15 protein-coding genes are annotated in these 13907 nt (G+C 38.4%); 12 read left to right on the forward strand and 3 right to left on the reverse strand.

Translation table 11 applies throughout. The features are described from left to right. Nucleotides 1-383 precede the first annotated feature (383 nt). From QUE72_RS05170 to QUE72_RS05220, 11 genes are all read left to right on the forward strand, one after another. Nucleotides 384-1163, forward strand: a complete 780-nt coding sequence (locus QUE72_RS05170) for a DUF3450 domain-containing protein (RefSeq protein WP_074499425.1) — start codon at nt 384-386, stop codon at nt 1161-1163. After that, nucleotides 1163-2512, forward strand: coding sequence for a MotA/TolQ/ExbB proton channel family protein (locus QUE72_RS05175; RefSeq protein WP_074499424.1), 1350 nt, complete (start codon nt 1163-1165; stop codon nt 2510-2512). The genes QUE72_RS05170 and QUE72_RS05175 overlap by 1 nt, the downstream gene beginning before the upstream one ends. Further along, nucleotides 2512-3036 (forward strand): MotA/TolQ/ExbB proton channel family protein, encoded by a 525-nt coding sequence (locus QUE72_RS05180; RefSeq protein ID WP_074499423.1) that lies wholly within the window; start codon nt 2512-2514, stop codon nt 3034-3036. The genes QUE72_RS05175 and QUE72_RS05180 overlap by 1 nt, the downstream gene beginning before the upstream one ends. A 12-nt stretch (nt 3037-3048) precedes the next feature. Next, on the forward strand, nt 3049-3450 hold the full coding sequence (locus QUE72_RS05185; RefSeq protein WP_074499422.1) for an ExbD/TolR family protein: 402 nt from the start codon (nt 3049-3051) through the stop codon (nt 3448-3450). Between the two features lie 4 nt (nt 3451-3454). Beyond that, the gene (locus tag QUE72_RS05190) at nt 3455-4072 is read left to right on the forward strand and encodes an energy transducer TonB (RefSeq protein WP_286271972.1); all 618 of its coding nucleotides are present in this window, start codon (nt 3455-3457) and stop codon (nt 4070-4072) included. Between the two features lie 2 nt (nt 4073-4074). Then, complete coding sequence (locus QUE72_RS05195) at nt 4075-5328, forward strand: tetratricopeptide repeat protein (protein ID WP_286271974.1); 1254 nt, start codon at nt 4075-4077, stop codon at nt 5326-5328. Between the two features lie 487 nt (nt 5329-5815). Next, nucleotides 5816-5938, forward strand: a complete 123-nt coding sequence (locus QUE72_RS05200) for a hypothetical protein (RefSeq protein ID WP_286271976.1) — start codon at nt 5816-5818, stop codon at nt 5936-5938. A 23-nt stretch (nt 5939-5961) separates the two neighbouring features. Further along, a complete protein-coding gene (locus QUE72_RS05205; protein WP_074499419.1) occupies nt 5962-6351 on the forward strand; it encodes a response regulator in 390 nt (129 codons plus the stop codon). Between the two features lie 61 nt (nt 6352-6412). Continuing rightward, nucleotides 6413-6958: an adenine phosphoribosyltransferase gene (gene apt / locus QUE72_RS05210; RefSeq protein ID WP_286271980.1), complete on the forward strand. Its 546-nt coding sequence runs from the start codon at nt 6413-6415 to the stop codon at nt 6956-6958. 7 nt (nt 6959-6965) lie between these two features. Continuing rightward, complete coding sequence (gene dnaX, locus QUE72_RS05215; protein ID WP_286271982.1) at nt 6966-9089, forward strand: DNA polymerase III subunit gamma/tau; 2124 nt, start codon at nt 6966-6968, stop codon at nt 9087-9089. A gap of 60 nt (nt 9090-9149) precedes the next feature. Beyond that, nucleotides 9150-9476, forward strand: a complete 327-nt coding sequence (locus QUE72_RS05220; protein WP_074499416.1) for a YbaB/EbfC family nucleoid-associated protein — start codon at nt 9150-9152, stop codon at nt 9474-9476. A 260-nt stretch (nt 9477-9736) separates the two neighbouring features. On the opposite strand, the gene QUE72_RS05225 is transcribed toward QUE72_RS05220, so the two are convergent. Further along, complete coding sequence (locus QUE72_RS05225; protein WP_074499415.1) at nt 9737-10498, reverse strand: hypothetical protein; 762 nt, start codon at nt 10496-10498, stop codon at nt 9737-9739. A gap of 290 nt (nt 10499-10788) precedes the next feature. Here QUE72_RS05225 and cysB point away from each other — a divergent pair, with 290 nt between their 5' ends. Continuing rightward, the gene (gene cysB / locus QUE72_RS05230) at nt 10789-11763 is read left to right on the forward strand and encodes an HTH-type transcriptional regulator CysB (protein WP_074499414.1); all 975 of its coding nucleotides are present in this window, start codon (nt 10789-10791) and stop codon (nt 11761-11763) included. A gap of 51 nt (nt 11764-11814) precedes the next feature. Here cysB and QUE72_RS05235 read toward each other — a convergent pair whose 3' ends face one another. Both QUE72_RS05235 and QUE72_RS05240 read right to left on the reverse strand, forming a co-directional pair. Continuing rightward, on the reverse strand, nt 11815-13191 hold the full coding sequence (locus QUE72_RS05235) for an L-serine ammonia-lyase (protein ID WP_074499413.1): 1377 nt from the start codon (nt 13189-13191) through the stop codon (nt 11815-11817). Nucleotides 13192-13324: 133 nt separating this feature from the next. Beyond that, complete coding sequence (locus QUE72_RS05240) at nt 13325-13900, reverse strand: CoA pyrophosphatase (protein ID WP_286271985.1); 576 nt, start codon at nt 13898-13900, stop codon at nt 13325-13327. Nucleotides 13901-13907 lie beyond the last annotated feature (7 nt).

Below are 13907 nucleotides of genomic sequence, written 5' to 3' on the forward strand. Positions count from 1 at the left end.
CTTAAAGGGGACAAAATAATGAATAATTAATTAATATATTAGAATATCGTAACAATTAAATTTGACTTACTACGAATGAATTAGTAAAACATAGGGTAGGCAATATTCTGAAGATATTAAGCGCCTGCTAAATAAAACAATTGCAAATGAAACGGTAATGTTTTGTTTGATAGTTGTTACAAAAAAGAACAATTGACTTTTTTTTGTTTCAATTTAGCAGACATTTTTAATATGTCAGGTTGACATGAAACATGTCGTTTGGGAATATTGCATGGTTTTATTCTAGAGAAATTAAAACTTAAAAAAATTATTGGGCAAATTTTTGGGATTTGCCTTAACAATGAGATTTGTTATCTACATTCAATAACAATTGGTTGGGAACTATGTCCATATTAAGTAAAAAAAGCCTTATCGCATCGGCGATGGTCGGCTCATTAGCATTGACAGCAAGCACTTTCGCTTCTGCAGATGAATTAACCGAGCTGCAAAAAGCTGAAGCACAAACGTTTAAAAACTCTGCGAGATCGCAAGCTAAAATAAACAATATCTATGAGCAAACGCTTACTTTACTTGCGGAATACCGTAATACAGTAGACGAAGCTGAGATTTTATCGGATTACAACGACCATGTTCAGCGTATGGTTGATGGTCAAAAAGCCAACATTAAATCATTAGAAAAGCAAATTGCAGGTATCGATAAAACTAAGCAAGGTGTTGTACCGCTGATGTATAAGATGATCGATACACTTGATCAATTTATTAATGCAGACATTCCTGTAAATATTGAAGCGCGAAAAGATCGTGTTCAAGGTTTACGTGATGTAATGGACGATTCGAACGTTACCGTTTCAGAGCAATTTCGCTTAGTACTAGAAGCTTTTGAAATTGAAGCTAACTACGGTACTGTATTTGCTGCTTATCAAGGTGAACTTGATTTAGATGGTCAAAAAATTACGGTTGATTTCTTACATATGGGCCGAATCGCATTTGTTGCACAATCGCTTGATATGAAAAATGCATGGGTGTGGAACAACGAAACACGTGCTTGGGAAAAATTAGGTGATGAATACTTGAAGCCTATTACAGACGGCATTCGTATGGCTCGTAACCAGCTAACGAAAGATTTAACTAAGTTACCCGTTTTCGCAGCAGGAGCTAAATAATGAAGAAGATGATTAATTATGTAATGCTTGCTGCGTCAATGACGGCTGGCATGGTAGCGTCTGCAAATGCAAACGACTTACAAAAACTACTTGAACAGGTTAAAAATGACCGTATTTCTGAAGCAAGCATTGATAAAAAGCGTGAAGCTGAATTCACTGCTGCTCGTGCTGACAAACAAGCGCTATTAAACAAAGCAAAAGCGCAGTTAAAAGCTGAGCAAGAGCGTAATAAGCGTTTAACAAAAGAATACGCACAAAATGAAATTACCTTAGCGCAAAAAGCAGTTGAACTTGATACTGCCGAAGGTACGTTAGGTGAAATGTTCGGTGTAAGTCGTGCAGCGGCTGCTGATGCTTATGGTGCAATCTCTACTTCTATCGTAAGTGCTGAATACCCTGGTCGTGGCGATATATTAAACGAAATCGCAAATGCAAAAGAAATACCTGAGCTAGAACAGCTAGAAGAGTTATGGTTTGCGCTGCAAACTGAAATGACTCAGTCAGGTGAAGTTTCACAATTTACGACTGAAGTGACTAATCTTGACGGTACAAAATCAACAGAAACGATTACCCGTATCGGTACGTTTAACTTAGTGTCAGATAATGGCTACTTAACGTATAATGATGAAGTTGGTCAAGTTCAACCACTTGCTAAACAGCCGGCTGGTTTTATTACTGAAACAGCATCAAGCTTCTTCAACACAACTTCTGGCTATACTGAACTTTATGTTGACCCTTCTCGTGGTGCTATTTTAACGTTAGAAACACGTAAGAAAACGCTTGAAGAATTTTACCATCAAGGTGGCACTGTTGGTTATGCAATCACTGTATTGTTAATCATTGGTTTACTAATCGCTCTTGAACGTTTAATTGTTCTTGGCAGTGTTAGTTCTAAGATTAAGGCTCAACAGAAGAACTTAGATCAACCTAACGAAAACAATCCGCTTGGTCGTTTATTAGTTGTTTACAACGAAAATAAAAACGCTGATGCTGAAACGTTAGAACTGAAACTTGACGAAGCTATTCTTCGTGAAACACCTAAAGTTGACCGTGGTATTAACCTGATTAAGATGTTCGCAGCGATTGCGCCACTTATGGGTCTTTTAGGTACGGTTATCGGTATGATTTTAACCTTCCAAACAATTACATTGTTCGGTACAGGTGACCCTAAAATTATGGCTGGTAACATCTCTCTTGCCCTTGTAACTACTGCATTAGGTCTAATTGCTGCATTGCCGTTAATTCTAGTTCACAGTGTTGTTGCTGGTCGTAGTAAATCTGTACTTCATAAATTAGACGAGCAAAGCGCTGGTTTAATTGCTGAAATTGCAGAGAAGGAGTCTAAGTAATGTTATTCCTGATAGAACTTATCGAATCTGTCAGGAGTTTTATTGCAACTGGCGGTAACGTTTTATACTTTGTCGCCTTTGCTCTCTTAATGATGTGGATATTAATGATAGAACGTTATTGGTTCTTGGCTTCAACATACCCTAAATTGCGTGAAGAAATTATCGCAAAGTGGGATGCCAGAGCTGATACTACTTCGTGGTATGCACATCGAATTAGAGATACATGGATCTCCGAAGCGGCAGAGTTACTAGAACGTAACATGATTACGATTAAAACCTTAGTGGCAATGTGTCCACTAATCGGATTACTAGGTACAGTTACCGGTATGATTTCAGTGTTTGAAACCATGGCTCAACAAGGTACAGGTAATCCGCGTCTAATGGCTTCTGGTATTTCAATGGCAACTATTCCGACAATGGCGGGTATGGTTGCAGCATTATCAGGTGTATTTTTTAGCAGCCGTTTAGATGCAAAAGTTAAACTAGCAAAGGCAAAACTGGTTGACAGTTTACCTCACCACTAGAGAGAGATTAGAATGGCACGTAAACGTATTCGTGAAGATGAAGACGCAGCTATAGATATGACGCCGATGCTAGACATCGTCTTCATTATGCTGATCTTCTTCATCGTGACCACTTCTTTTATAAAAGAAGCAGGTATTGAAGTTAATAAACCGAAGGCAGCTAATCAAACCAGACAAAAGTCAGCTAACATTTTTATTGCTGTTAGAGATTCTGGTGAAATTTGGTTAGATAAGCGTCGTGTGGATGTCGAACGTGTTGCCGCTAATATTGAAAAACTATTAGCTGAGCAACCGAGTGATGTAGTAATTGTTCAAGCTGACAAAAACGCTAAACACGGTGTTGTTGTCAAAGTAATGGACGCGATTAAAGAAGCAGGCATCGACCGTATCTCCATCGCTGCAGCTAGGGGGTAAGTTTATGATTCGCTTTTTAGTATCAATACTACTAGGCGCAGCGGTTACTTTTGCATTGTTCGCTTTTATGGCTTATTTGATCTCTAGCACAGATCGAAGAGAAGAAGAAAAGTTAGAACACATTGTTGTTGAAGTAAACACTACGCCACCTGAGTCAAAGGCTCAATCAAGACAACGTGTACCACCGCCGCCGCCGCCGCCGCCTAAACAGCCGCCTAAGCCGCAGGCTCCAGAGCCAGAAACAAGCACTGACACTGGTGGTTTAAGTTTTAATTTACCAGGCATACAACTTGCTGGTGCAAACACTAACATTGCAGCACCTGGTGCAGGCTTTGGACGTGATGGTGATGCCGCACCTATTGTGCGTATTAATCCTAAATATCCAATGCAAGCAGCGCGAGATGGTATTGAAGGCTGGGTAATTTTATCATTTACTATCAATGAAATTGGTGGTGTTGAAGATGTTGAAGTTATCGATGCCGAACCAAAACGTGTTTTCAATAAAGAAGCACGCCGCGCATTGAGAAAGTGGAAGTACAAGCCTAAAGTTGTAGATGGTAAACCAATTAAACAACCTGGTTTAACTGTACAGTTAGACTTTAAAATGGATGGGGGTCAATAATCATGCACAAGATAACTAAATCTTTAATGTTATTCGCTTCTATTGCGTTAGTGCAGCTTCCTACGTCTTATGATGTACAAGCTGCTGAGCAAAAGTCTGAAAAGCCGAAGCGAAAAACGCAATTGGTTGGGCAGTCTGTTGGTAAAAAAATTGGTAAGGCTTTCGAATTATATACAGCTGACGATGTTCAAGGTGCTTTAACAACGTTATTAGAAATTGACGCGAAGAAAGACTATGACAAGGCGTATTTAGCTCGATTTATCGCTAATATGTACGCGACGTTAGGTGAATCTCAGAAAGCAATAGACTATCTTAAGCAAGCTGTTGAACCTGACATTCTCAATGAGTCTGATCATGGTGATGCACTTAAGTTATTAGCGGATCTTCAAATGCAAGAACAAGCATATGCAGACGCGCTAAAAAATTATGAAGCTTGGATGGACTTTACCGGTAAGTCTGACGGTGATACGTGGGTTAAAATTTCGAACGCGCAGTATCAACTTAAGCGTTTAGATAAAATGATCGCGCCGGCGGATAACGCAATTGCTGCTTACGGTGACAAGCAAAATAAAAACCCGTATTTATTAAAACTTACTTCATATTACGAACGTAAGAAATATAAAGATGCGGTCAAAGTGCTTGAAACAGCGGTGCAATTGTTCCCAACAGAGAAAGCTTTCTGGACGCAACTAGGTAACTTTTATTTGCTAACAGAAGATTTTAAGCGTGGCATGGCTACACTTGATCTTGCTTATAAGCAAGGCTTTTTAGAGAAGGAATCACATCTTAAAACGCTTGCAAGTTTATATTCTCAAAATAATATCCCGCATAAAGCGGCGAGAATTTTAGAGAAGCATATCAACTCAGGTGAAATAAAACGTGATGATCAGAACCTATTCTCACTAGCTAATGCATACCATGCTGCTCAAGAAATTGATACCGCAGCTAAATATTTTAGCGAACTTGCGAAGATGACTAATGAATCTAAGCATTACGCTAAATTAGGCACGTTACTTGCTCAGGATGAACAGTTTAAAAAAGCTATTGTAGCACTGAACAAAGCGTTAGATTTAGGTGCTAGTAACAAAGGCCGTTTGAATATGAGCTTGGCTGAGGCACATTTTTATTTAGGACAGTACAAACAAGCCTATGCTGCAGTTAAGCTTGCAGAAAAGGATCCTAAAACACGTAAAAGTGCGAGAGGTTGGGTAACGTATATCAAAGATACTGCACAACGAAAAGGCAAAGCTATTTAATAGCATGTTGTTGTCTTCATTTAAAAAACCAGCCTAGTGGCTGGTTTTTTTATCCCTGTAATATTTAAGGCTTTACATACTTTATACCAATTCGCATAAATATTCGGTCATTCAGCGAGAATTAAACGCTTTAGGCACGGCGTTGATTGCAGAGAATGGTTATTCAGGAGAACGTGCTCCTGCGTTCTCTAATAAGTTACATCCTTGTAGCGTCCTTTTTAAAATCAACAACACAGGCTATGAAGCGTTTAAACTCGCCCTTTGGGAGCGTATTAGAGGCGCGATAATTGTGCAAAACTTGTTTGATGTAGAACAACTATACCTGCACACGTTTCGCTTATTCTCCCACCTCTGATATCGCTCTGAACTGACTTAATCTTTATGCGAATTGGTATTACTATGATCTAGATCAAAAAAGGCTATCTAATTTGGTTAAAATTCGCTAGAATTCGCGCCGTTCATTTTGTAGTTTAGTAGGAAGTGTAAGATGTCACATAATGAAAATTTCAAAGATAGCTCATCAAAGCGCCATTTATTTGCTGCCATAACTGTCATGTTTGCCGCACCGCTATTACCTATGTTAATGGGTTGGTTTACCGTTTTAAGCTAGTTTTCACTGAACTAAGAAAATATATGCAAATTTTAATTGTTGATGATAAACCTGTTGTACTAGAGCAACTACGTACGTTACTGGCTGACTATCCGTGTGAAATTGATAGTGCTGGTAATGGCTTAGATGCTCTTGAAAAAGCTCAAAAAAAGCAATACGACCTGTTTATCGTAGATCATTTGATGCCCGTTATGAATGGTCTTCAATTGGTCAAAAACTTAGATAAAAAACAATTGTTAGCTAACGCCACGTTATTATTCATGACAACACAAGGCGCAACTGCCGCTAACATGACAGCTGAGTCTTCACTCTTCGATCAACTGATCGAAAAGCCCATTAACGTTGATTTATTCAATCAGGTTATTGAGCCGCTTTTCTCACAAATTAACCCGATAAGATCTATATCAAATTAGTCGTTTTTCTATTATTCTATTAGCTAAAGAAAATCTTTAAGAAAACAGATTAATAGTAAGTATGACAAACTCTCAAAAAGCGTTATTAGAAAGCGCAGTACACACTATCCCTGATTACCCTAAAAAAGGCATTATGTTCCGAGATGTTACTGGAATATTAGATAATGCAGAGGCATTTAACTTAACCATAGATTTACTCGTTGAAAAATATCGTGACTGTGGATTTACCAAAGTTATTGGTACAGAAGCGCGTGGTTTTTTATTTGGTGCTCCTCTAGCGTTGCGTTTAGGAGTTGGTTTTGTTCCGGTAAGAAAACCAGGTAAATTACCAAGGGCGACTTTTTCACAAGAATATCAATTAGAGTATGGTACGGATATTTTAGAGATACACCAAGACGCGTTAGTCCCTGAGGATAAAGTATTAGTTGTTGATGACTTATTAGCAACAGGTGGTACTATCGAAGCAACATATCAACTGATCCGCCGCATTGGTGCCAAAGTAACAGATGCAGCGTTCGTTATTTCATTGCCTGATTTAGGTGGTGAGAAGAAACTTGAAGCGTTAGGGTTAGCGGTACACTCTTTATTAGCATATGAAGGCGATTAAATAAGTCATGAGTTATCAAGTCTTAGCAAGAAAATGGCGTCCGAAAAACTTTGCTCAATTAATGGGGCAAGAGCATGTGGTGGCGGTTTTATCTAATGCATTGCAGCAGCAAAGACTACATCATGCTTATTTATTTACGGGTACTAGAGGTGTAGGCAAAACAACGATAGCGAGAATTTTTGCTAAAAGCTTAAATTGTGCAGAGGGTGTAACAGCTCATCCTTGTGGGCAATGTGATGTATGTGAAGATATTGATCTTGGCCGTTTTGTTGATTTAATTGAAATTGATGCAGCTTCTCGTACTAAAGTAGATGACACCCGTGAAATACTAGATAATGTGCAATATGCGCCTACAAGAGGCCGTTATAAGGTATATTTAATAGACGAAGTGCATATGCTCTCACGTAGTAGTTTTAATGCCTTACTTAAGACCTTAGAAGAACCACCTGAGCATGTTAAGTTTATTCTAGCCACCACTGACCCTCAAAAATTACCTATTACGGTTCTTTCAAGGTGTCTTCAATTTCACCTTAAGGCGTTAACAGTCAACCAAATAGAACAAAAACTTTCGGAAATTTTACAGTCAGAAAACGTCCCAATAGATCCACAAGCACTGAACCTACTTGCAAAAGCAGCTAGAGGCAGTATGCGTGATTCACTGAGTTTGACGGATCAAGCAATAGCGCAAGGTAATGGTGAAATTATTGCTGCGAATGTTCAACAAATGCTCGGTGGTGTTGATCATAATTGGGTGTTTAAAATACTAATAGCCCTGATTAAAAGTGACAGTAAAGCGTTAATGAACCTCTCATTGGAAATCGCTTCATATTCTCCTAATTATGGCCGTTTACTTGCTGAATTAATACAGTTGTTACATCAAGTTGCGATTACTCAAGTGGTTGGTAAGCATTTTGATTTATCGCCAGAACATAACGTGCTCGTTGAAAAGTTTTGCCAAGCAATGTCGCCTGAAGATGTACAGTTGTATTATCAAATTGCATTAGCGGGTCGTAAAGACTTACCTTATGCTGCTGACGAACAAGCAGCCTTTGACATGGTATTATTACGATTACTCGCCTTTAAACCACAAACGCATGCTGAAAATGTCTCAGTAACTGAAACAATTGATAATAAGGTCAGCTTTGATGAGATCCGTTTTTCTGAAGTTGAATTATCAACTGATATACAGTCAGGAGCTAATAAGGTAGAACAAACGGAAAAGGCTGCTCAAGAAATCATGCCATCGGCGGAAGATGCCAGTTGTGCTGTTAATGAAGAGACGCTCACAACTCAAATGACTGAGCTGGAATTAACAGCAGCTAGTTTGCGTGAAGATACAATACCCGCAGATTCATCTAACGACGTTGTTGCTCAAAAAGATTGTAAGGTTGTTGAACAACCTACAGCGCCTAATGAACATAAAACGAATGAAAATGCACTTGATACGCAGCAATCGGAAAGCACTACAGAAACTTCAAATATGCCGTCAGCAACGGTGGCTGATGAACTGGGGCAAGTAGCAACACCAGAAATTGCACAGGTATTAGCACGTCGAAATATGCTGAGAAGTCAAAAACAAGCGTTGGAGAATACTGAAAAAAAGTCTGATGACGCCGCAACGCGTCAAGAAACAACTGCAGTTGCTAATGTTGCAAAAAATAAGATCAAGCAAGTACCTGATATTGAAACGATCCCTGAACAACCTTTTATTGAACAGGCGATTGATCCAAGTATTATAAAAAAAGCTAATCAAGTTGATAAATGGGCGAACATGATTGACGCTATGGCATTAAATGGTCGGTTACGTCAATTAGCATTAAATGCAACGATTAATGAAAACACGAACGAAGAAAGTTTAGTGTTGTCGTTAAATCAATCAACAAAGCATCTGAAATCAGATGCAGCCATGACACAGCTCAATCAGTTTGTTTCAGAGTACTTTGGTAAAACAACAAGGGTAGAAGTCGTTATTGTTGATGAAACCAATGATGATCCTGCACAAATACAACAAAAAATTAATGATAAACGTTACGAGTATGCGAAAACACTATTAAAAGAAGATGATCTCGTTATTGCGATGCAAGAGACTTTTCAAGCAGAGTTGAATGAAGATACGATAGAAGCAAGGTAGAAGCTTGAATTTTTGTTCGTAAGCCCCTATCTTTGGCATAAGTGTTAATTGGAGAAAAGTATGATGAAAGGCGGAATGGGCAACATAATGAAACAAGCCCAACAAATGCAAGCAAAAATGCAGAAAATGCAAGAAGAGCTCGCAAATATGGAAGTGACTGGTGAGTCTGGTGCAGGTATGGTAAAAGTCACCATGACAGGTAGCCATAGTGTTCGTCGTGTAGAGATCGATGAGAGCCTTCTAGAAGATGATAAAGAAATGGTGGAAGACTTAGTTGCCGCTGCAATTAATGATGCTGTAAGACGCGTTGAAGAGCAAAATAAAGAAAAGATGGGCTCTGTCACAGGTGGTATGCAAATGCCTCCAGGGATGAAGATGCCGTTTTAATTAATCAGAATAAAGAGAAAAGCCGACTTTCAGTCGGCTTTTTTGGGTGTGAGTATTAGTTAACCTGAGCTCGGGATAACAACTTACTTTCTAGCAGTTGTTTTTCCTTATTACTGCGTTAAATTTATTTGCAATAGACAAGTTATTACCGCACAAATTTGCCTTGCACTAAGAAAAAGCTCCGTGCTAGAACAGTGTGATAAATAAAAAGCTTACCGTTTCAGTTGATTAGCTAACTTCTTATCCCAGGCTCAGGTTAGTTACCATTTTTTCTTAGGTTGAAAAAGTAAGTCTAAATCATCTTCCTCTGCTTTTGCTTTTTTAGCAGCATCTGCCGCATTTGAGTTTTTCAGCGCATCTGTGATTAACTCAAGTTGCTCTTGAATTTCTTCGCGTTTTTTTATGGTGTATTCAGTTTGATGCGGGTGTTCGGTTAATGTTTGTATCGCTTTTTCATAATATTGACGGGCTGAACCAAGCATTTCTTTACCATGTGCTTGAGACCCACGCTTATACAGACTTTCGATATTAATGCGAAGTTGCATTGCATCAAGCTTTTGATCTTCATGCATAAATGTTTGGGCATCTAAAGCACCCTTCGCTTGTTCAGATTTTAATGTAACTCTCAATTTCTTGATCGTTTGTAAGATGACCACTAGTTGTTGTTCGTTATCGGGTAATATAAAGGTATCATCTGTGGTTTGTGAGGCTAAATCTTCCGAGGCTGAAAGTCTTGCTTCCATTTCATTGATTCTATTTTTTATCCCTTTTAGCTCTGGTATTATTTGTGCCATTGCTTTCGCTGCATTTAAGCTTCGACGGTTGAGTATTTCAACAACCTTTGGGTTGGTAGGTAAGTGTGAAAGATTAAGAATCAACTCTTCTGTTTCATCAATAATTGCTTTTTGTTTGGCTGCTTTAGCTCGTTTATCTTGTTCTTGTTTTTCTTTGTGTTGTTGCACAGCATTCACAAAAACAACAATGATCACAAGTGCGATAACTAAGCCTATAATAATACCCATATTTTGTTTCTCAACTGATATTGCTACGATAACTTTTCTCAGTCTACAAAAAATGTTGAGCTTAGCATAGCGTTATCTTATATCTGGATATTCCTTGAAATGAAATATAATTAGATTTTAAATAAAAAGATTAAAAAATGTACTTTTAATTTACCTTTTGTTGTAATATTCTTTCATTAAAGGGATTTATTATATTTTTATGAAATATTTTTACAAAAAAGCCAAAAGGCTATGGAATAAATTGTTATTTAAGTATATATTTTTGGCATAAGTCATTTGAAACATAGATTATGAAGCTGCAACAACTCCGTTATATCGTCGAAGTACAAAACAATAATTTAAACGTTTCTGCTACTGCAGAAAGTTTATTTACCTCTCAACCAGGTATCAGTAAACAGGTACGCATGTTAGAAGATGAGCTAGGGATCCAGATATTTGGTCGTAGCGGTAAACATCTCACTCATGTAACCCCTGCGGGTAAAGAGGTGATCAACATTGCGACGGAAATTCTATCGAAAGTTGAAGCAATTAAAGCGGTTGCTCGAGAGCACACTCAGCCCGATGAAGGTAAGCTTAGAATTGCCACGACACATACACAAGCAAGATATGCTTTACCTGATGTTATTCAAGGTTTCATGAAAAAATATGCGAAAGTAACGTTGCATATGTATCAAGGAACGCCAGCCCAAATTAGTGATGCGGCCACTAAAGGTGAAGCCGACTTTGCAATCGCGACAGAGTCATTCCACCTTTATAACGATTTAGTGATGCTACCTTGTTACCATTGGAATCGTAGTATTATTGTTAGACCTGATCACCCACTTGCTAAGAAAAAAACCTTAACCATTGAAGATATTGCACAATATTCATTGGTGACTTATGTCTTTGGTTTTACTGGGCGTTCAGAACTTGACGAAGCCTTTAAAAGAGCTGGTGTTGAGCCCAAAATTGCCTTTACTGCAACAGACGCTGATGTGATCAAAACCTATGTAAGAATGGGGGTAGGTATTGGTGTGATTGCAACCATGGCGATGGATTCTGAATTAGATAAAGACCTTGTTACGTTAGATGCAAGTCACCTGTTTAAAGCCAGTACGACTAAAATTGGTTTTAGACGCGGAACATTTTTACGTGGTTATATGTTTGATTTTATTGAGCGATTTGCTCCGCATTTAAATCGCGACTTGGTGACAAGAGCAGTATTATTAAAGAATAACGCTGAAATCGAAGAGTTGTTTCAAAATATCGAATTACCTATTCGGTAATGCTTTTAGTCAATGAGCTTTGTATTTTAGGTAATACAAAGCTCATTGTGATTAACATTCAATAATATTAACCGCTAAACCGCCTCTTGACGTTTCTTTATACTTAGTCTTCATGTCATTACCGGTTTCCCACATGGTTTTTATAACTTTGTCTAAAGATACTTTTTGTGTACCGGTACCTCTCAATGCTAAACGTGAAGCATTAATTGCTTTTACTGACCCCATAGCATTTCTTTCAATACAAGGTACTTGAACTAAGCCTCCTACTGGGTCACAAGTTAAACCAAGATTATGCTCCATACCAATTTCGGCTGCATTTTCTACCTGTTTAGGACTACCGCCCATTACTTCGGTTAATGCACCTGCTGCCATTGAACAAGCGACACCAACTTCAGCCTGGCAGCCACCTTCCGCGCCTGAAATCGTGGCATTTGTTTTATATAAAATACCGATTGCTGCTGCCGTTAATAAATAACGAATACAGTCTTCATCGGTTACTGGTCTGATAAATTTGTCGTAATAGCATAACACCGCAGGAATAATGCCAGCAGCGCCGTTTGTAGGTGCTGTAACAACTCGGCTACCTGCGGCATTTTCTTCATTGACCGCAAGCGCAAATAGATTTACCCAGTCCATCGCACTTAGTGGGTCATTATTACTTTCAACAGATAACGATCGATATAACGCTGGCGCTCTGCGGGTTACTTTTAAGCCGCCAGGTAAAATACCTTCGGTTTTCATGCCACGCTCAACACTGTCTTTCATGGCTTGCCAAATATTAATTAACTCTTTTCTAATGACTTTTTCATCAGCCAAACATTTTTCGTTTTCCATCATGATTGTGCTGATACTTAAGCCTTTCTCAGCAGCCATACCAATGAGCTCATCAGCACTTGAGAATTTATGCGGACGAACAATATTACTATGTAAGGAAAGTGCTTTATCTTTTTCTTTTTCAAAGTCACAATCTTGCACGATAAAGCCACCGCCAATCGAGTAATAGGTTTCTTCAAAAATAACTTCATCATCTTGATAAGCATATAACGTCATTGCGTTAGCGTGAGCAGGTAAGGTTTTTCTTCGGTGATAAATGATCGCGTCTGATTTCGGAAACTGAACTTCTCTGCCTGAAGATAATGTGATCACTTCTGTTTTATTGACCTGATCAACAATGCGCTCAATAGAAGAGACCGCGATACCTTCAGGGGTTTCACCAAATAAACCTAATATAACGGCTTTACCTGTGCCGTGGCCGACACCTGTTTGTCCTAATGAGCCAAATAGCTCAACTTTAAACCGATCTACATCATCAATTAATTGCTGTTCTATAAGGTGATCAACAAATAATTTTGCTGCTTTCATTGGACCTACCGTATGAGAGCTAGAAGGGCCAATGCCTATTGAAAACATATCAAATACACTAATCATACTTTAAACCTGAATAATAATTCATTATTTTGTTTGTGGTGAAATAATCTTCGGTCATGATAACGTAAAGTTATACATTACTAAATAAGTTTAGTCGCTGAAAACGAAAATGTTTAACGCTAGTGTGAAAGTTTTAACGTAAATTTTCACATAAGTCTTTGAGGATCGCCGCCGTTGCTCCCCATATGTTGTGCTCGTTATATGGCATGTAATAAATTGGATGTTGACGCATTTTTCTCTCAACGGTAATAATAATATGGTTTCTTTGGTCGATAAAATGCTGTAAAGGTACATGAAATACTTGTGCTACTTCATTTTGGTCAATAACGTAATGCTGTGATTGTGGTAACAAGGCAATGACGGGTGTTATGGTGAAACCTGTGAGTGTTCGATATTCTGGTAGCTGTCCCAATATAGCAACGGAATCAGCTGCAAGTCCTATTTCTTCTTGTGCTTCTCGTAACGCTGTAGCAAAAATATTCGAATCATGTTTTTCTACTTTTCCCCCAGGAAAACTAATTTGACCTGGATGATGCTTTAAATGTGAAGCACGCTTTGTGAGTACAACGTGTAGAGCGTTATTAATTTCAACAAGCGCAACTAACACTGCTGATTCTTTTATTACTCCACCTGTACCTAAAGGAGGTGAAGATACAGCAGCAGTTAGCGGGTGCAGATGAAACTTATGTAAAAACTCATGTTTATTCATAGCACAA

Origin of the sequence: Thalassotalea hakodatensis, from assembly GCF_030295995.1 — a bacterium.
Lineage (GTDB): Bacteria > Pseudomonadota > Gammaproteobacteria > Enterobacterales > Alteromonadaceae > Thalassotalea_C > Thalassotalea_C hakodatensis.